This window comes from Phyllobacterium trifolii (assembly GCF_014192095.1).
Classification (GTDB): domain Bacteria; phylum Pseudomonadota; class Alphaproteobacteria; order Rhizobiales; family Rhizobiaceae; genus Phyllobacterium; species Phyllobacterium trifolii.
This window is the reverse complement of the sequence record NZ_JACHXN010000031.1, coordinates 1-17,601: the sequence shown is the minus strand read 5'-3', so window position 1 is coordinate 17,601 and position 17,601 is coordinate 1. Positions and strand designations below refer to the sequence as shown.

Below are 17,601 nucleotides of genomic sequence, written 5' to 3'. Positions count from 1 at the left end.
CACTTGATTTCAACCAAATGGATTCGATCGACATGGTCACGCGTAAAAAACAATCTGTCGTGAAAGCCGGCATTGCCGGGCTGGATGAAATCCTCCGAGGCGGCTTGCCTTCTTCCAATTTTTATATCCTGCAAGGTGCTCCCGGATCGGGCAAGACCACAGCAGCGCTACAGTTCCTGCTCGCGGGCGTCGAGGCCGGGGAACGCTGCCTTTACGTCAGTCTCTCTCAGACCGCGGCAGAGCTTGAATCGATCGCCATTTCTCACGGCTGGAGCCTCAAGGGTATCAGAGTTGAGGAGTTGTCGGCGTCCGATGCTGTGAATGGCGCTTCAGATCAAACGATCTTTCAAACCACGGAGCTCCGGCTCGACGAAACCCGGAAAGCCGTTGAGCAGGCAATTGAAGATCACAAGCCCCACAGGCTTGTCTATGACTCGCTTCTGGAAATCCGCCTCATCACAGGAGATTCCCCGCGCTTTAGACGAGAACTGTTGGGTTTTAAGTCTTTCCTGGCGCAGCGGCAGGTGGTGGCCTTGCTACTGGATACACAGACGAACGGCTCAGTTGAGCGCAGCGGCGAGGAGGTCGAGGGGATTGCCCATGGTGTCATCCGCTTCGACAAATCGCTCGAGGAATATGGCGGGGTCCGTCGCCGGGTCGAGGTAAGCAAGATGCGCGGCGTTCCCGTTGCCGACGGCTATCATGATATGGCAATACGGGAAGGAGAGGGGGTTATCATCTACCCAAGGATAATTCCCGGCGCCGCATCCGAAACAGTCAAACCGCAGCTGATCAAGTCGGGCGTTACAGCCCTCGATGAAATGTTTGGCGGCGGACAGGAGTCGGGAACGACGACGCTTGTGATCGGCCAGTCGGGGACCGGCAAATCCACCATGTCATCGCTCTACGCGACAGCTGCATTGAAACGGGGCGAGAGCGTTGCGCTCTTTCTGTTTGAGGAAAGATTGGAAACGTTTTTCCGGCGTTCCGAGGGACTTGGCATGGACCTGCGCCAGTTCCACAAGGATGGCCAACTGATCATACGGGATTTCAATCCCAACGAAATATCGCCCGGCGAATTTGGCAAGATCGCGCAAGAGGTGGTCACCAGGGAAAAGTCGCGCGTTGTGGTGATCGACAGCTTCACCGGATATCTGAATTCACTGCCGCACCGCGAGAAGGCCGTGCGCGATATCCAGTCTTTGCTGAAATATCTCGCCCGATCGGGCGTACTGACCATGTTGATCGTCGCGCAACACGGTTTGCTCGGGCAAAATGTTGGCATTGACGTCGATGTCAGCTTCCTTGGAGACACTGTCCTGCTTCTCAGAATTTCCGAGCACGAAGGAAAGCTCAGACGCAGCATCACGGTCGTCAAGAAGCGGCACGGCCCACATGACCTGGACGTCAGGGAGCTCTTGATTGAGAGCTCTGGTGTTACCGTTGTAGCGTACAACCCGCTGCCAGAGGCGTAATGGACGCCGGCAATCACGGCGAACTTGACTGGGTGCTTGTCCTGGCACCCTACAGGAAAGACGCAGCCTATATCGAGATGTTGCTCGTGGAGCATGGCATGGTCGTCAGGGCCTGTGCCGATACGGATGATCTGGTGCGGAAGCTTCCGGAATCGCCCGGCGTGATCATTGCCACCCACGAGTCCCTGAATCCTCCGACGATCGAGGCCATCGCAAACCATTTGACCACACAACCAAACTGGTCGGACTTGCCAATTTTCGTGCTGTTGGACCGATCAGCACAGCAGTCGCGAATCCGAGCGGAATTGGACAGGCGATGGCCACGGTCACGCCAGCTGTTCATTCAAAGACCCGTCGCTTCCCTGGAGCTTGTGAGCGGCATTCAGTCTGCTCTCCTTGTCCGGTTGCGCCAGCGGGAAGTCAGAGACTCCATCGAGCGGGAAAGGGAGCTTCGGCTCGAACTCAACCACCGCGTCAAGAATATCCTGGCCAGCGTGACATCGATTTTTCGCATGACCCGTCGCGGTGCGGACACGATCGATGCTCTCACCGCAGATTTTGAAGGCCGGCTGGGGGCGCTAGCCAGCGTCCACTCCGCAGTATTCGAAGCAGGAGGCGATGCCGTTGCACTGAGAGGCATAGTGAACCTCACCCTGGAGCCTTATCGTGCCGATGGGACGAACAGGTTTTATGTCGAAGGGCCTGATCTCATGCTCACCCGAGAGGCTGGGACCACGTTAGCTCTCTGCCTACATGAACTTGTCACCAATGCTCTGAAGTATGGTGCGCTGTCCACTGCAGAAGGACAGATACGGGTGATATGGAAAGTATCTGCCTCCGAGCAGCCGATGTTAAGGCTTGAGTGGGTGGAGATGGGTGGAATCACTGTGACTGCGCCCACCCGAGTCGGTTATGGCACCCGCTACATCCGCTCGGCGCTGACGGCTGTGTTTGGAGAAAAGCCGATCGTAACTTTTGAGCCTGGCGGAATGCGGTGCGTTGTCAGTGGACCGCTTTCGAAAGTCTCCCAAAGAGACTGAACCCGTGCCTCCCCCGACGTACCGCCTCGCGGTTGCGATTTTTTGCGAGAGCTCACGTTTCATCACCTTGGAGCGTGCGACGGTCTCTGTACATGGCACGTTGTGATTGGCTGCGTTGTCTCGCTGGCACTATCCATTTCGTCAACGTAGCACCTCGACTTCGGCGTAATGTACACAGTCTACAAAGCATATCTGGGTGTTTTGCCAAATGTGGCTGGCGTCTCGTTTTGGCGCAACCGCGACCTCAGCGTGGTCGTCGGCAATGTCTGCTTTCAGGCGGTGGCAAAACTCACCCAACGGCCGACATGCGGGCGCGAAGCGGTCAGTCGCGCCACAATCGCCAAACGCCAGCTTCGGGGCCGATTCCGGTCAGGCAGCTTTCAAGAACCGCCCTGCGAAAGCAGACGTTTAAGTCGGCTGCCGTGATGTCTGGGTCTGGCGTACTTGCAGCACCTCAAAAGGCATTGCCACTGCAGCAGTCGGATTCGAACTGCCGCTTTGCCCCAATTCAAGTCTGAGGAATTGCGAAAATAGCGGCATGCCGCCGCACCCACCATATTCGAGGGCATCATTCACCCCCGTCGTTTTCGCGGTGTTTATATTTTTCGCCGTATCGCCGTATCGCATTATAGACCGCTTGGCCCAAAGGGGGTCATAGATGCGGCAATTTCGCTGGTCTCGCCCAATGGCATAATGGGCTTACCACCCATTGCGCAAAGTCTAGGCACCAACGCTTAGCAACATCTGGCACGCTAGTGCCCAGCGTGTTCTGCGTTCCGCTTGCGGGTCGCTGCAGCTTTTTTCGCCGAAGCCGATCGTTGAGCTGCAGATCGGCTGGATGCAGCTGCTCCGCCTTTACGACCACCTTTCTCGGAAGACTCGTGGGTGTCCTTCTTGCCGCGTCCTGAACCTGATTTGTTGCCGCCTCCGCTCTCCTTGTTGACCGTCGCCCAGGCGCGCCGTTCCGCTTCCGAATCCGAAACGCCGCGTTTTTCATAGCCTTCGGCAATGTGATCTGCTTTGCGCTCCTGCTTGTCGGTATATTTGGATTTGTCGCCTCTTGGCATGGTCGCCTCCTGCATTTGGGGTGGTGCCCTAGAGAAAGCGCGCTTGCTATTTTTGTTCCGTCATCGCTGCCCTTTATCGTTATGCAGCGACGGGTGAACACAGTCCGACTTTCAAACTTTAAGCGCGACGAGCCTTGTTTTGTCATCTACCGCACAGTTTTAAAATTACAAAAATTTCAGGGAACCATTGCGGCAAAAACCTGTTTGTGCGGGCAACGGGGTTAACCTGAAACCAATGGAGGAAAGTTATGCCGAACAACAACAATCGCGAACAGCAGGGTGGCGGTTCAGACCGCGGATTTGCGTCGATGGATGATGACAAACAGCGGGAAATCGCCAGTGAAGGCGGACAGCAGTCTGGTGGTAATTTCAAGAACGATCCGCAGCGGGCAGCCGAGGCCGGCAGAAGCGGTGGCCAGCAGTCCGGTGGCAGCTTCGAGAATGATCCCGATCGGGCGGCTGAAGCTGGCCGTCAGGGCGGACAGCAGTCCGGCGGAAACCGCAGCGGCGGCCAACAGTCGGCTGAAACCGACGAAAGCAGCCAGCAACGCGGTGGAAATTTTGCAGATGATCCGGAGCGAGCGCGTGAAGCGGGTCGAAAAGGTGGTCAGAGCTGAAACTAACGGTAAGTTTGCGGCCGGATTCGCCCGGCCGCAAACCTCTCCAAAGAGTGCGAACATGAACAGTTTGTCTAAACTGCCGCCGTGCTGATACTTTCCTCACCTGCGGTTGCCCAGTCCGCCACGGAAAAGCCAGGAGTGAATTCGTTGATCGGTGTAGCGCCGACCACGGAAGCCTTTGTTTGGCAGGTGGCGCAAGCGATATGTTTGAGATCGAGTCCAACAAGCTTGCTGCAGAACGAGCTGACGCGCCCACAAACGCATTCGCGAAGAAATGATTGCCGACCACCAAAAGACAACCGATGAGGTGAAGCAAATTAATTCAAATTGGACAAGTCAAAGTGACACCGCCGACATCCATGTCGGACTCGTAAAAGCAAATGCGGGAAAAGTTGAACGGTCTGCAGGCAACGATTTCAACGAACAGTATCATTCTGGCAGGTGTCGGCGCACAAGGATGCTGTTGATCTCTTCAAACGCTCTGGAGACGGCGGAGAAAACGGTGAATTTAATGCTTGGGCGGCAAAACGCGGCCGGCCCTGGAATACCATTAATCCATGAGCGTCTTATACTCGGGCTTCAGCCACTCCACAAAAGCCGTTCGCCCCAATCCTTTGCGGTCGATAACTGTTACGATCTGGTGCTTTAACGCAACGTATAAAGTCGAGCTTCTTCAATCGTCAAATCTATAGCCGAAGTGATCGATCTCGCGTTCGCAATGGCGATGCACCATATTGCGTGTTTCTGCATCGTAGAATTCGCGGAAATCATATTTCTGAGCAACCTTGGCCGCACCGAGCTTCGGTTGAGATATATTGAGTTGATCACACAATGAGTTGAAATCGGTCGCAAGGGTCTCGTGGCGTCCTATAAAGTCGACCGCTACGCGATCATTGATGGTGTAAATCGGCCAAGAATCCATCAGATGATGCCAAGCCGCGAACGAACCCCTCCTCTCCGTCATATTCCGCACAAAGACCGAAAAGGGATCGCGGGTCTCAGCGGACTTCCTAGTCAGGTAAATGTACATTGAAACTATCTTTTTATAAGGATTGCGAATGAAGGTGAACTTATAGTGGCTCGTCCAGGCTTTCTCATCGAACGATCGAACTTGTTCCGCGCTCGGATGATCTACAATCGGTCCAAAATCCCCTTGATATCGCTTGTTTTGCAGGCCGATTGCACGCTTTGACCATTTTGCGTTGATTGCCAGCGCCGCCGGAATGCTCGCCATACGTTGAGTCTGTACAGCATCGAAACGCGCCCTTAAATTTGGGAACGCGCCTATGTCGGCACGCTCCTTTTCCGATCCCAGAAGGATATCAAATGGTCCCAAATGCGGGACAAGAGCCATGTTGATGGAACTTCCTGCCGTCTTCGGACAATGAAGAAAGGTGAATTTGTGTCGGTATGAAATAATCACGGCACCCCTTCGCTATTCTAGGCGGCGTTGATTTTCACTCCGTACTATTGATGAGAACCCCTGCGCCGCGCACGCGGCATAACTGAATGCTGTGCTAACCCGCCCCAAGCTAGCAATTCTGCGAATATATACTAATTGGAGAGCCGGATCGACCTTGCGTTGCTCTATCGGTGTGGAAAATAGGAAATTGTTTCGTAATCGCCAGGAGTCAGCTCTCTGAAAACCGGTTTAATCTGCCATGCGACTCAACTACCGTCCGATCAAATCTCTCTTCAAGAATCGGTCGAAAATGAACGAACCTCGGAAAAGGTACAGGCCCAAGCGGGACAAGCGCGATACTGCAACCAGGGTCGCCGGTTATGTCTCCAGTTTGAAATCCAACAATCCGAAACTGACGCCTCGGGAGATCGCCAACCTGTTGGAAATTTCTCCATTTCACCCACCAGAAGGTCTGCGCTGGTCGGCAATTGCGGTAACGAGATTATTGAGCCATCGCGCCGAGTGACACAAAATCGATAATCGGGGGCTCGCCGCGAGGTATCGAGGCAATTAACGCCAAGACCAGGATGGGAAGCGTAATCCAAAGAAGATCATAGGCCGCGGCTGTCACAGGACTTTCTCCTCAATGACGATAGGGAACCCTTCGGCGCAGGAGATGTTCCTTGGTCAAAGGAAATCAGCATGACCGATGCCAAAGGTCAATTCGCCAAGACACAGCATGGGGGCGACAGCGACGGAGTTTCCAGTGCAAATCCACGCGTGCTGTCTGGCAAGAAAGATGGCGATGCGACATTCAAGTCGGATGCGAAGGAGAACGAGAAGGACCGCCGAGCTCCTAGCAAGTCAAGACGTTAGGTCGGTGCTAGTTCATCAACTGATTGGCCATTGAGGCCCAAAATCCAGAAATGTTGCAATTTCGTCATCATGACCGCGTGCTTTCCGAACGGAAATAAAGAGGCTCGGCGGTGCGAGCTTCATCAGTTCTTCCTGCCCCCCTCCTGTAACGCCTGCAATGCCTTCTCCACGCTAAGCGAACCGGAGACCTGGCTGGGCGGATAGTCCTTGAAGGTGGAGAGGAACTTACTCATGACCATAGTGGCGGGCATCATGACCCACAGTTTCTTGCCCCACCATTCGCCGTAGGACGTCGACTCGGTTTGGTATCGCTCCCACGGATCGACGCGCAGGTTGGTCACGAGCGGGACGTTAGTCGAGTCCTCCTTGCCGGAGAACAGGTTGCCGACAATAGTCTTGAAGGTGATCTTCCACTCGTTGTAACGCACCGCCATAAGGTCGGCGTTGTCGCTGAAATAGAAGAACTCCCGGCGCGGACTTTCGGCGACCTTGCCTTCTAAGAATGGTTTGAAGTTGTAGCCATCGAGATGGTTCCTGAAGGTCTTCTCGCCCACCTGATAGCCGGTGAGCAACTTCTCTTTCAGATCAGGATCGCCGCCAGCGGCCGCGACGAGCGTTGGCATCCAATCTTCGGCGGACATAATGTCGTTGATGATGGTGCCCGGCTTGATGACACCAGGCCACTTGGCGAGCATCGGCACGCGGAAACCGCCTTCGTAGACCGTGCCCTTCTCGCCGCGGAACGGATGGTTGCCGCCATCGGGCCAGCTGAAGATTTCCGCCCCGTTGTCGCTGGTGAACATCACGATCGTGTTGTCGGCGATGCCGAGTTCGTCCAGCTTGGCGAGCAGCTCGCCCACGACCCAGTCCAGCTCGGCCATCGCATCGGCAAACAGGCCGAAGCCAGTCTTGCCGTCCCACTGCTTGGAGAGATGCGTAAAGGAGTGGCACCGCGTGGAGTTGTGCCAGAGGAAAAACGGCTTATCCGATTTAACCGAGCGGTCGATGAAGTCGCACGACCGCCTCACCAGATCGGCATCGATGTCTTCCATGCTCACCTTGGCAGCGGGATCCATTCCCGGATGCGGCGGCAGGGGTCCTGCGTCCGTGATCTTCTGCTTGCCGACGCGGCCCCAGCGCGGATCCTCTGCTGGATCGTCGACGTCGGTCGCAACACTGTGGACGATATTGCGAGGCCCGAACCTTTCGCGGAATCTCTCGTCCTTCGGATACTGCGGATCGTATGGCTCTTCCATCGCATTGAGGTGGTAGAGGATCCCGTGGAACTCGTCGAAACCATGGACGGTGGGTAGGTATTCGTTCCGGTCCCCCAGATGGTTCTTGCCGATCTGCGCCGTCGCGTAGCCAAGTGGCTTGAGGAATTCCGCGATTGTTGGATCGGAATCCTGCAGGCCCTGTTTCGCCGCGGGCAGGCCGACTTTCAAAAGCCCCGTGCGAAACGGCGTCTGTCCGGTGATGAACGCTGCGCGTCCAGCCGTACAGGATTGTTGACCATAGTAATCGGTGAATAGCGCGCCCTCGCGTGCGAGGCGGTCGATGTTCGGTGTGTCGCCGCCCATCATGCCACGGTGATAGGCACTGATGTTCCAGATGCCTACGTCGTCGGCCATGATCATGATAATGTTCGGCTTGATTGAGGCGGGCATTGGCCACTCCTATTGATCGCGACAAACCGCTTGCATAAGTCAAGTTTAACTCACATGACCGGGCGCCACTACGGCAATATTTTCCGTAAATCGAACGGTCGTCAAGACCTTCGCCATGGCTTGCTACGGTGACACCTTGTGAGTTTTCCTGTAGGCGGGAGCTTTGGCTAATCGAAATAGTTGCCAGCTTCCTTGGCCGCCTGGGTGAATGCAAAGCGTGCCGATCCGGGGGAGCCTGTATGTTTAACAAAAGGGAAGCTCGAACCTCCGGAACGCATATCACCGGAGGCTCGGTTATCCGGGGAGGATAAATCCGCCGAGCCTCCGTCTAGCGGTGGATGCCAGACCAAAATACTAAACTCTAATGAATCGTCTTGGGCAAGCCCGATGTCCCGACCCGCCGAAACACAATACGAAAGCAGGCCGGGTGCCGACCCACTATGGTCAGCATTCAAAGCGTGCGCTTGCGGGGCTAACAAAAGGAAAAATCCCAGCCTCCGGAACGCAAATTACCGGAGGCCGGGCCTATCTGGCCTGACGTGAAAAAGAAGCTACACTTCTTCATCAGACCATTTGCTGAAACGGGGGTTTCTGCGGCCGCAAATTGTCTGCCAGCAGACAGTTTGAGTCAATATGGTCAAAAGGTGAGCCAAAAAATGATGGCGAGGTACTGCGGGGCCGCAGAAAGAGGCTCGGCGAAGAAAATTGCGTGGCGGCTACCTCGACGCCGAGCCCGTGCCACCGGGGGTGTATGGCACTTAGAACCTTCCTAACGCTGTCCTGAATAATACTCCTTCTGCGGACGCCTGCAACGGTATGTCCTGTGGTAGACAGATGCTTAGGACCGACGCCGCCCTTTAGCTTTGTGCCACCTTGTCGGCTTGCCTGTGGGCGGTCCACGTTCCGGCTCATCCACATAGTTGCCTCCTTCCTTCGCGGCTTGGATGAACACAAAACGTGCGGCACCAGGTGAGAGGTTTTCTTCAGGACAGGATAGTAGTGCATGCTTCGCAGCGGACAGGACTTCGCCCTCTTCAACTGGCCAGTTCGTCAAGATTTGTTCTGCAGCCTGTAGCGCCGAAGTGATGACGCGCATCCTGCCAGGATGGCTGGTCAAGATGCGCACTTCTTTGAAGGGTTTTTCTTCCATCAGCGCGGAACGGCCAAAATTGGGACTCAGTTCCGCAATCTGAGGTAGTCAATATTTACTATCTGGATCAGTTCAAGGAGCGGAGACTCCCGAGGTCTCCAGATGTAAGACCCATCCAATCGCGATGGCGATGGCAAGCCCAACTAAGAACACCAGACCGTAGAGGTAGTAGGGCATCTCCTTCCGCCCATCTTCCGGATCATCCTCGAAATTCGTCCGCATAGGATCATTCCTTGAGAATTCACCATAAGTGACCAGCATAGCTTGCTGTCAGGAGCAGCATCAAAACTGATAAAATGCCGCCAATGCAGAACGACAGGACACTCGGGCGACCTTCGGGATCGTCATCGAAATCCATTCGCATTGCGTAATCCTTTTCGAATGATCTGACCATCTCGCATTTCGAACACGCCGTGGTCGCCGCCTTGAGCGTAAAAATCGGCCTCCAACTCACCCCACGTACCCATATATTCTCCGCAAGAGCTGCAAACGATTGGTGTACTCAGCGCCAAATCTTGGGTGAACGTTAGGTAGATCGCTTGGCACTTTGGGCATTCGAGTTTGTCGTCGAGGCGTTGACTAACATCGTTAGGCATGAAGCGGCCTTGCCGCGCCTCGCAGCGACGCAATATTAGCGATCAACATTTCCTGATTGGCAGCTGCTCGGGCAATGATTTCTGCGTCGCGGAGACCCTGGTCGAACAGCGTCATCACCCTTCGCGCGAGACGATCCGTGTCTTGGGCCCTGTGCAGCTTTCGGGTGGCCTTCAAAAGCGCACTCTCCATCACATCCCAGTCTTCGCTGTAATAGATAAGATTCCTGTAATGACGGGACATAATTCCCTCCCGCGCTTGGTTATGGCGGGAGCACATGGTATCTCTCAATCGCAGCGCGCCACTACTAGGTCCAGCGACAAAGACATTAAAAAACTCATTCTGGGGGCGCGTCAATGCTATGTCTGCCAGAGGACGGTTCGCACCATGGAACGAACTTGCTCTGGGTGTGTTTAACCCGCAAGAGCGGGGTGGCCAGTGGCATCACGAAAATCTGACTCAGTGGCAACCGCCAATCGGTTAAAGCGCGGTATGAAGAGCCACGAGTTTCAGGCGGCAATGACGTCTGGCCACCTTCCCATCGCGACGGATGCGAAGTTTCAGCATCTGCTCGCTAGACTTGAACAAGCGGAGATCGACCAGGCACGGTATTAGGCCTTCGTACCACCTTCCAGTGAGCTTGCGGCCTTGCGTGTCTCTCGTTTGGAATCGCGCCAGCCCTTTAGGTAAGCCGCAGCGCGCGGCTTATTCTCCTGGCGCCACTTCCGGGCTCTTGCCGCTGCTTTCCCTTTCTGCTCGGGAGTGGGAGGATTGACGGCCCGCCATTTACGCTGCCTTGCTGCCGCCCTGGCATTACTCTTGGCCTTGGTCGTATCATCGCCTTTTGTCATGCTTCCGCATCGCCCTTATGGTCGTCGCAATACCACTCGAGCCCGTAGCGCGTGTCAAATCCGAACGATCCCCAAGACTTGCAACACACAGGAGCGAAGCCAAAAACGGCCGTTGTAACATCCTATTTCAAATGACAGTTCCCCACGCCTCGTTCCAAAGCGCGAGATCGTCGATAATGATGACAATCTCGCGAAAACCGTAATTGTCTTTGACGTCAATGGCCCGTTCGAGTGCCAGGGGCACAGGTGTGGCATAGAAATAGTCGCCTTTGTCGGTAAGGGTATTTTCGGGCCACTCGACTTCGGCGAGCGGCCGGCCGTCTTTTTGGATAACCCGTATGCATACCGCATCAAGGGGTATATCATCCTCCTTGAGGAGCCTGCGATATGTGGCGTTTCGATCCATCCTGACCTCAGGCGCAGCAGCTCCGTTTTAACCGACATTCTCCGAGTGGCCTACATTCCCGGATTGTCCTCTGGAGGACATACCATTGTTCTCGATTTTTATCTTGATACTTATAGTTTTTTTGAAAGCGCTGGATCGTCAGTTTGTTCCTCGCGGGAAGGAGCAACATGACCTTGGTTCAATCCGCTGTTCAAAACAAACTCCTTAGATTGTTGTCACCGGCTGATTTCCAGCTGCTTGTCGAGGATCTCGAATACGTAACATTTTCGCTGCGGGATCCAATCGAGAGTCCGGGGGAACCTGTTGATGCCGCGCTGTTTATCGAGGACGGCATAGCATCGATTGTAGCAAAAAGCCCTTCCGGCGGCGATATCGAAATTGCTTTGGTCGGCGTGGATGGCATGACGGGGACCTCGCTCGTGCTCGGCAGCACCAGCGCGCCGCTCTCCGTCTATATCCAGCTTCCAGGTGCCGGCCATCGGATTGCTGCCGGCAAATTGCAGGCTGCGTTAGAGCAAAGCCGGTCGCTCCAGAAGGTGCTTCTTCTCTACGTACAGACGATGATCGTCCAAACCGCCACGACCGCTCTGGTCAACGCTCAGGCCGAAGCCCGGACGAGATTGGCTCGATGGCTGCTGATGGTGCATGACCGTACCTCCGGTCATGATCTATACCTAACCCATGAGTTCATGGCGGTAATGCTGGGTATGCGGCGGCCTTGGGTAACAGAAACCCTGCATTCACTTGAAGCCGAAGGCCATATCCGCGCCACCCGTGGCAAGGTTGCTATTGTTGATCGCACTGGTTTGATGGCCGAAGCTAACGGATTTTACGGTGAAGCCGAGCGCGAATATGAAAAACTGCTCGGCGAAAGGCTGTCGCGACAACAGCGATAAGACGCCAGAATGCCCAACGTGACGGCGCAGTCAGCGCGAATGACCGTTATTGTCCCAAATATGTCGTCGCGTCAGACAAATGCGGTGGCTGCTTTCGGGAAGAGGAAACAACGGTTTGTATGACCGACAAGAGGGCATAAGCGGAAATGATTTCCGTTGTGAGCGGCTGGCCGCCACCACCGAATGGAGGGCCGACCTTCCATGCGATTGACGGTTAGTTGTTATCGGCCGCCCACTCAGCGCTCAGCGACGCCTGGACATGACATCGAAATCCGGAAGGAGCGTAGATCATCTCAACCTGGCCGCCGTGCTCTGCCGACAAGAGCCCCTGGATCAATCGCGAGCCAAATCCTCTGCGTGTCGGCGAAGCGACGGGAGGTCCTCCGCTTTCGACCCAGTCCAACACCAGCTTCCGTTCTCCGGTCCGCACCACCGACCAAGCGACGCTCACCTGTCCAGTATCCGTCGACAACGGTCCATATTTTGCAGCGTTGGTGGAGAGTTCATGTAGGATGAGTGACAGTGCGACGACCAGTTTCGGCGGAGCGGAAATTTCGGGACCTTCGATTTTAAAACGATCGGAGGGGTAAGGCGCGACTGCTTCGCGGATGAGGCGTTCCAAACTGGCACTCTGCCAGTCGCCATGGGTGAGGAGATCGTGCGCTCGCGCCAGCGATTGCAAACGCGCCTCGAATGTGGCGCTGGCGAGTTCGAGGTCGGTCGCCTTGCCAAAGGTCTGCCTCGCAATGGCAGTGACGGTCGCCAACACATTTTTGACGCGGTGGTTCAGTTCGGCAATGAGAACGTTTTTCGTTCGCTCGGCTTCAATGCGCACGCTGATGTCTCGGGCATTTTTCGAAGCCCCAACGATCCGGCCATAAGCATCGTAGATGGGCGAAACGGATAACGAAACGTGAACCTCGCGGCCGCTCTTGTGACGTCGGACGGTATCGTGCGGATCAACTCGCTCCCCAGCCTTGATGCGGTCGATGATACGTCTTTCCTCATCGACCCGATCCTTCGGTATGAGGATGGTAACGGACTTGCCCAGAACTTCTTCAGCCATGTATCCGTAGACCTTCTCCGCCCCGCGGTTCCAATCCGTTATCATCATGTTTAGGTCGATTCCAAGGATGGCATCTTCCGACGATGAGATTATCGCTGCCAAGCGTCGTTCGACTTCTAGTGCACGACGACGTGCGGTGATATCGACGACCACCGCGACGGCTTCCCGGACACTGCCATCGGTGTCTTTCACTGCTGAGACATGGTTGGAAACCCAGATCGGAGAGCCGTCTTTCCTTACATAGCGCTTTTCAATCACGAAGCTCTTGCCCTCCAAACCAACGTTCCGAACTTGCGCCATGTCCTCGGGCAGATCTTGAGGGTGGGTTATGTCCTGCAGGGTTAGCGTCAGCAGTTCCTCTCGCGTATAGCCGACAATTTGGCAAAACCCTGGATTTACGAACGATAGGTGTCCTTGCAAATCAGTTTGGATAACACCAACCATCGTGTGCTCGATCATTGAGCGTAGGCGCTCCTCGCTTCTGCGGAGCGCGACCTCGTACCCCACCCGATCGGTCGTCTCTTTGACGATACAGAAAACCGCGAGCACTTTTCCATCGGCGTCAAAGATTGGCGAATAGGAAATGTCGAAATACACCGTTTCCGGCACCGGACGCTCTATGTAGAATGGTCTATCCTTTGCCGTAACAGTTTCGCCGTTCTCGAGTACGCGGCGAAGCATCGGCTCGAGGTCTTCCCAAAGCTCGGCCCAGTTTTCCTTCGCGGGTCTTCCGAGGGCGGCGGGGTGTTTAGTGCCAATGCTGGGGGAATAGGCATCGTTGTAGATCGCAACGAAATCCGGGCCGCAAAATATGACAATCTGCGCATGGGACGGCAACGCAAGATCAACTGCGCACTTCAGCGGGATCGGCCACGAGGATATTGGACCGAGGCTTGTGGTCGCCCAGTCGTAGTCGCGAATGAGCATCGCCATGTTGTTGTCTTCGCGTGTCACATCTGTGCGGTCGTGGAGCATCCTGCCTCCGTGGGTCTATTTATCTGAGGGATAGACCCCTCGGAAGTCAATAATCAAACGATCCCACATCGGCCACAACGAGCACGGGGAACCCTTCTGACCATCTGCCCCGCGAACCGGCGCGACAAGTACCTATCGGTCTTCATGCGAGAGCGGTGACAGCGGCCCACTAAGGCTGCAACTCCCAGAAGGTGGCCGTTTCTTGGCCAACCAGTGAGCCCCAACTCTGTTAACTCGCGTGCGTTTAGCTTCATACCTTCGTTGACAGTGCGGATGATACCCAAACTCGGCGACACTGTGGAGGCCGCGCTTGATCGACCATTCGAATAAGTGACCGCTTTTGGCAAAGTCAGGCGCTCTCTGAAACGGCGAAAATGAAGGCGCGAAGCGGTCAGTCGCGCTACAATCGCCAAACGTCAGATTCGGGGCCGATTCCAGACTGTCCGCTGCTAAGACACCCAACATGAGAAGCGGACATCAGAGTTCGTGCCGCCAAGGTCTAGGATTGGCCCCGAATTGACATTCTTCCAGTCAGGGCTTGCGTCCGCTCATGGCGATAGCAGACAATACCGATGAACTCATCGACCTTCCGGGATATCATCTTATCTCAATGTTCGTGGCCATCGGAAAGCCTATTGCTGATGCGTGGCCGCGCGGCGGGCAGTTGCCTATCGAGGAGGTGCTTGTGAGGGGCAGCTTCCAGCGAAAAGCCGTGGGTTTATTGCACCTTAGATCAACGCGGCTCGGTAAGGGCAGCTCCGAGCATTTGGGGCATCAGGTAGTCTCCTTAGGTTCAACCTGACGGCGTCGAGATCGATGCCACCCATCGGGGTAGGAGTTGCGCCTATTTCCTGGCGCGCCATACGAAATGATCTTCAAATCCGTCCTCACTTTGTCCTCTCGCCACGCGGCCTTACTTACTGTTCCCCGGCGATGTCGAAATCAGGTTCACGCAACTTCAGGGGTCCGATAGCAACGCTAGGCTTTCGTGCTGTTCCTCCAGGTGTTCGCCGAGGGCTCGTTTATGCTCTTGGATTAAAGCCGGAGATACGAAACCGCCCCGAAGCCACGCGCCCCTCCGATGCGGCACGTGACCATTCAGGCCGAAACAGGTCTCCGGAAAGAAGTTCAGAGTCTCAGAACCACCCGCCCGATAGTCTCTCCTGCCTCCAACGCTCGGTGCGCCTCACCAACGCCGTCGAACGAGACGACGCGGTCGATGTGGGCACGCAATTTGTTCGTGTCGACCAGGTTGGCGATGGCGTCGAGTACCGCGACCTGCCTGAGCCTGTTTCTGTGATCCCGGGCTATCTGCGGCAGACCGATGTTGACGAACGAGACGTCGAGGTTTTTCCATTCCGCCAGCGCGTTGCCGCCGCTGGGCCAGTCAGAGACGACGGTGTTCACTAGCCGGCCGTAAGGCGCGACGTGTTCGAAGCTTCGAGCGAAGTTCTCATGCCCGACGAAGTCGAACACAACGGCAGCGCCATCCTTGCCACTCCAAGATCTCAGCTTCTCGTTTACGTCCTCGCTCCGATAGCGGATCGCGATTTCGGCACCCATCCCCAGAACGAACTCCGCTTTTACTTCATTCGACACCGTGGTGGCTGTCCGCGCACCGATATTCGCAAGATACTGAATGGCGATATGGCCGAGGCCACCAGCCCCACCGTGCACGAGAACATGGTCGCCAGACTTAACGTTTCCTTTGTCGAAAACAGCTTCCCATGCAGTCAGGCCGACGACGGGCAGCGCCGCGGCCTGAACGAAGTCCACGCTCGCCGGCTTCCTCGAGACGTACGCTCCGTGGATTACCTTGTATTCGGCGTAGCTGCCGGGATTGCCCGGATACCCGCCGTCTATGTACCAGACTTCGTCTCCGATCGAGATTCCGTCGACCGCATCGCCAATATCCTCGATCACGCCCACGCCATCGATGCCGAGGATCGTGGGCGATCCTGTCGCGGCATATGGGTCATGGCGCTGTCCGCTCTTCCGGTTCTGCCAATCCGCCGGGTTTACCCCGGCGGCGGTGACCCTGACGAGGACATCGGAAGGCCGCTCGATCTTCGGTCTGGCTATTTCTCGGACCTGCAAGACTTCAGGCCCGCCGGGGGCGAACATCACCAGTGCTCGCATGGTCTCAGACATCGCGTGCCACTCCGCCGCTCTGCTCGATCGCGTTGATCAGGCGGTGTAGTTTGACCGCGTCTTGGAACGTTGGACTGTGCCGCGTGCCGGATGTCATGTCTGAAGCGAAGAGTTCGTAGAGCCTCCTCACGTTGCCCGTGAGGACGTTGTCTTCAGGACCGAAGTCGTCAGGCACGGAGATCGGGTGAAGCATCTCGTCCGCTTGCGCCCCCATGAGCTTGAACCCGCCCAGGCCCACGTAGCCAACGGGACTTGTGAGCAACAAGTCGCCTCTGCTGCCATTGATCTCCACATGGAAATTGGTCGCACGCGACAAGCCGCCGCGGAAATGGCTTGTCACCACGCCGCCGGAGGTTAACTTGCCAGTGAAGGCGATCTGATCGGCGACGTCGAGCGGAACGACTTCCTTGCTCTCGATCATCTTTATAGTCGGTCGGCGACTGACCAACGTCCCCGACACGCTGAGAAAGTCCTCGTCGAGCGCGAACAGCAAGGCATCGATAGTGTGGGCGAACGGCACATGCAGCATGCTCGCGCCTTTGGACCGGTCCAGCGTGTATCGGAATGCCTCCTCCATCTCTTCCCCCCAGGTGATTCCCGAGCCGATGATCGACGCCGAAAGCACCTCGCCGAGAAAGCCCTGCTTGATCAGCTTGCGGATGTGCCGGAGTGTGGGGTTCGCTCGGGTTTGAAGGCCGATCATCGAGGAGACGCCTTTTTGCGTGGCGAGCGCATTCATTGTCTGAGCGTCCCGGAGATTTATGCCGAGCGGCCATTCGGAGAATACCGACTTCCCAGCCTCAAGCGCGGCGGTCACGAGTTGAAGGTGTTCCGGAACCCTGACGGTGACCACGACGAGGTCCACGTCAGGATGATGCACAAGCTCTTCCGTCGACGAGACCGCGTGGTCGAAGCCAAACTTCTTTGCGGATGCTCTGGCGGTTTCAATCCGGCTATGGCTTAGCGCAGACAGGCGGTACTGCGGTAGCTCCCGCAGTGCGGGCACATGAGCGGTCGACGCCCATCCCCGGTCGGGGTGAACGCCGATAATGCCGACTCTGATCGGTGGGTGGGTCATTGGACCAGCTCCTTCGGCATGATTTCAAGAATGGTTCGACGGAGCTCAAGTTTGGCGATCTGCCATTGCCCGTCCTCTAACACCCAGGTTTCGTAGTAGTGCCCGTAACCGTGCATACTGGAAGGACGTGTATCATCGCCGGGAGGGAAAACGAGATAGTCTTCCATCGACCAGATCGCGGCCACCTCGTTGTCGGACACTCTCTCCATTTCAGCATTGTGGACTTGATGGATCGTCCGCGCACCTTCAAGGTAACGGGCGCTCGTCGTCACGAACTCGTCGACCGA

Annotated in this window: 17 protein-coding genes and 1 pseudogene; 6 read left to right on the top strand and 12 right to left on the bottom strand. The window is 56.0% G+C overall.

The features are described from left to right. The first annotated feature begins 32 nt into the window (after nucleotides 1-32). Together FHS21_RS27625 and FHS21_RS27620 are read left to right on the top strand one after the other, a co-directional pair. Nucleotides 33-1,475, top strand: a complete 1,443-nt coding sequence (locus FHS21_RS27625; RefSeq protein ID WP_183665183.1) for an ATPase domain-containing protein — start codon at nucleotides 33-35, stop codon at nucleotides 1,473-1,475. Then, nucleotides 1,475-2,515, top strand: a complete 1,041-nt coding sequence (locus tag FHS21_RS27620) for a sensor histidine kinase (protein WP_183665134.1) — start codon at nucleotides 1,475-1,477, stop codon at nucleotides 2,513-2,515. Before FHS21_RS27625 ends, FHS21_RS27620 begins: the two co-directional genes overlap by 1 nt. Before the next feature lie 752 nt (nucleotides 2,516-3,267). On the opposite strand, the gene FHS21_RS27615 is transcribed toward FHS21_RS27620, so the two are convergent. Beyond that, entirely contained in the window at nucleotides 3,268-3,582 is a 315-nt protein-coding gene (locus tag FHS21_RS27615) for a plasmid stabilization protein (protein WP_183665132.1), read from the bottom strand. Nucleotides 3,583-3,830: 248 nt separating this feature from the next. Between FHS21_RS27615 and FHS21_RS31720 the strand changes: the two genes are divergently transcribed. Together FHS21_RS31720 and FHS21_RS31715 are read left to right on the top strand one after the other, a co-directional pair. Next, entirely contained in the window at nucleotides 3,831-4,199 is a 369-nt protein-coding gene (locus FHS21_RS31720) for a con-10 family general stress protein (protein ID WP_183665130.1), read from the top strand. Between the two features lie 87 nt (nucleotides 4,200-4,286). After that, nucleotides 4,287-4,756 (top strand): annotated as a pseudogene (locus tag FHS21_RS31715) (DUF4142 domain-containing protein). A gap of 119 nt (nucleotides 4,757-4,875) precedes the next feature. Here the strand turns inward: FHS21_RS31715 and FHS21_RS27605 are convergent. After that, nucleotides 4,876-5,625 carry a sulfotransferase family 2 domain-containing protein gene (locus FHS21_RS27605; protein WP_183665128.1) on the bottom strand — a complete coding sequence of 250 codons (750 nt, stop codon included), beginning with the start codon at nucleotides 5,623-5,625 and terminating at the stop codon, nucleotides 4,876-4,878. A gap of 681 nt (nucleotides 5,626-6,306) precedes the next feature. Here FHS21_RS27605 and FHS21_RS27600 point away from each other — a divergent pair. Continuing rightward, nucleotides 6,307-6,480 (top strand): hypothetical protein, encoded by a 174-nt coding sequence (locus FHS21_RS27600; RefSeq protein ID WP_183665126.1) that lies wholly within the window; start codon nucleotides 6,307-6,309, stop codon nucleotides 6,478-6,480. Between the two features lie 122 nt (nucleotides 6,481-6,602). Here FHS21_RS27600 and FHS21_RS27595 read toward each other — a convergent pair whose 3' ends face one another. The 6 genes from FHS21_RS27595 to FHS21_RS27575 all read right to left on the bottom strand — a co-directional run bounded on the left by FHS21_RS27595 (nucleotide 6,603) and on the right by FHS21_RS27575 (nucleotide 11,148). Next, nucleotides 6,603-8,147, bottom strand: coding sequence for an arylsulfatase (locus FHS21_RS27595; protein WP_183665124.1), 1,545 nt, complete (start codon nucleotides 8,145-8,147; stop codon nucleotides 6,603-6,605). 838 nt (nucleotides 8,148-8,985) lie between these two features. After that, on the bottom strand, nucleotides 8,986-9,297 hold the full coding sequence (locus tag FHS21_RS27590) for a DUF982 domain-containing protein (RefSeq protein WP_183665122.1): 312 nt from the start codon (nucleotides 9,295-9,297) through the stop codon (nucleotides 8,986-8,988). 241 nt (nucleotides 9,298-9,538) lie between these two features. After that, a complete protein-coding gene (locus FHS21_RS31275; protein ID WP_281386178.1) occupies nucleotides 9,539-9,661 on the bottom strand; it encodes a hypothetical protein in 123 nt (40 codons plus the stop codon). 224 nt (nucleotides 9,662-9,885) lie between these two features. Beyond that, nucleotides 9,886-10,134 (bottom strand): hypothetical protein, encoded by a 249-nt coding sequence (locus tag FHS21_RS27585; RefSeq protein WP_183665119.1) that lies wholly within the window; start codon nucleotides 10,132-10,134, stop codon nucleotides 9,886-9,888. 368 nt (nucleotides 10,135-10,502) lie between these two features. After that, complete coding sequence (locus FHS21_RS27580; protein ID WP_183665117.1) at nucleotides 10,503-10,742, bottom strand: hypothetical protein; 240 nt, start codon at nucleotides 10,740-10,742, stop codon at nucleotides 10,503-10,505. A gap of 127 nt (nucleotides 10,743-10,869) precedes the next feature. Next, on the bottom strand, nucleotides 10,870-11,148 hold the full coding sequence (locus tag FHS21_RS27575; RefSeq protein WP_183665115.1) for a hypothetical protein: 279 nt from the start codon (nucleotides 11,146-11,148) through the stop codon (nucleotides 10,870-10,872). A 167-nt stretch (nucleotides 11,149-11,315) separates the two neighbouring features. Between FHS21_RS27575 and FHS21_RS27570 the strand changes: the two genes are divergently transcribed. After that, nucleotides 11,316-12,044: a Crp/Fnr family transcriptional regulator gene (locus FHS21_RS27570; protein WP_183665113.1), complete on the top strand. Its 729-nt coding sequence runs from the start codon at nucleotides 11,316-11,318 to the stop codon at nucleotides 12,042-12,044. 214 nt (nucleotides 12,045-12,258) lie between these two features. Here FHS21_RS27570 and FHS21_RS27565 read toward each other — a convergent pair whose 3' ends face one another. The 4 genes from FHS21_RS27565 to FHS21_RS27550 form a co-directional block, all read right to left on the bottom strand. Further along, on the bottom strand, nucleotides 12,259-14,085 hold the full coding sequence (locus FHS21_RS27565; protein WP_376772226.1) for a PAS domain-containing HWE histidine kinase family protein: 1,827 nt from the start codon (nucleotides 14,083-14,085) through the stop codon (nucleotides 12,259-12,261). A gap of 1,128 nt (nucleotides 14,086-15,213) precedes the next feature. Next, on the bottom strand, nucleotides 15,214-16,236 hold the full coding sequence (locus FHS21_RS27560) for a quinone oxidoreductase family protein (RefSeq protein WP_183665111.1): 1,023 nt from the start codon (nucleotides 16,234-16,236) through the stop codon (nucleotides 15,214-15,216). Continuing rightward, the gene (locus tag FHS21_RS27555) at nucleotides 16,229-17,314 is read right to left on the bottom strand and encodes a Gfo/Idh/MocA family protein (RefSeq protein WP_183665109.1); all 1,086 of its coding nucleotides are present in this window, start codon (nucleotides 17,312-17,314) and stop codon (nucleotides 16,229-16,231) included. The genes FHS21_RS27560 and FHS21_RS27555 overlap by 8 nt, the downstream gene beginning before the upstream one ends. Next, nucleotides 17,311-17,601: nuclear transport factor 2 family protein (locus tag FHS21_RS27550; RefSeq protein ID WP_183665108.1), on the bottom strand; the 291-nt coding region annotated here is incomplete at its 5' end. The genes FHS21_RS27555 and FHS21_RS27550, both read right to left, overlap by 4 nt.

Coding starts and splice junctions, on each gene's coding strand:
- FHS21_RS27625 (WP_183665183.1), top strand. CDS start 33: ATGGTCACGCGTAAAAAACAATCTGTCGTGAAAGCCGGCATTGCCGGG.
- FHS21_RS27585 (WP_183665119.1), bottom strand. CDS start 10,134: ATGTCCCGTCATTACAGGAATCTTATCTATTACAGCGAAGACTGGGAT.
- FHS21_RS27595 (WP_183665124.1), bottom strand. CDS start 8,147: ATGCCCGCCTCAATCAAGCCGAACATTATCATGATCATGGCCGACGAC.
- FHS21_RS27560 (WP_183665111.1), bottom strand. CDS start 16,236: ATGTCTGAGACCATGCGAGCACTGGTGATGTTCGCCCCCGGCGGGCCT.
- FHS21_RS27555 (WP_183665109.1), bottom strand. CDS start 17,314: ATGACCCACCCACCGATCAGAGTCGGCATTATCGGCGTTCACCCCGAC.
- FHS21_RS27575 (WP_183665115.1), bottom strand. CDS start 11,148: ATGGATCGAAACGCCACATATCGCAGGCTCCTCAAGGAGGATGATATA.
- FHS21_RS27565 (WP_376772226.1), bottom strand. CDS start 14,085: ATGCTCCACGACCGCACAGATGTGACACGCGAAGACAACAACATGGCG.
- FHS21_RS27620 (WP_183665134.1), top strand. CDS start 1,475: ATGGACGCCGGCAATCACGGCGAACTTGACTGGGTGCTTGTCCTGGCA.
- FHS21_RS27580 (WP_183665117.1), bottom strand. CDS start 10,742: ATGACAAAAGGCGATGATACGACCAAGGCCAAGAGTAATGCCAGGGCG.
- FHS21_RS27615 (WP_183665132.1), bottom strand. CDS start 3,582: ATGCCAAGAGGCGACAAATCCAAATATACCGACAAGCAGGAGCGCAAA.
- FHS21_RS27590 (WP_183665122.1), bottom strand. CDS start 9,297: ATGGAAGAAAAACCCTTCAAAGAAGTGCGCATCTTGACCAGCCATCCT.
- FHS21_RS27570 (WP_183665113.1), top strand. CDS start 11,316: ATGACCTTGGTTCAATCCGCTGTTCAAAACAAACTCCTTAGATTGTTG.
- FHS21_RS31720 (WP_183665130.1), top strand. CDS start 3,831: ATGCCGAACAACAACAATCGCGAACAGCAGGGTGGCGGTTCAGACCGC.
- FHS21_RS31275 (WP_281386178.1), bottom strand. CDS start 9,661: ATGCGAATGGATTTCGATGACGATCCCGAAGGTCGCCCGAGTGTCCTG.
- FHS21_RS27600 (WP_183665126.1), top strand. CDS start 6,307: ATGACCGATGCCAAAGGTCAATTCGCCAAGACACAGCATGGGGGCGAC.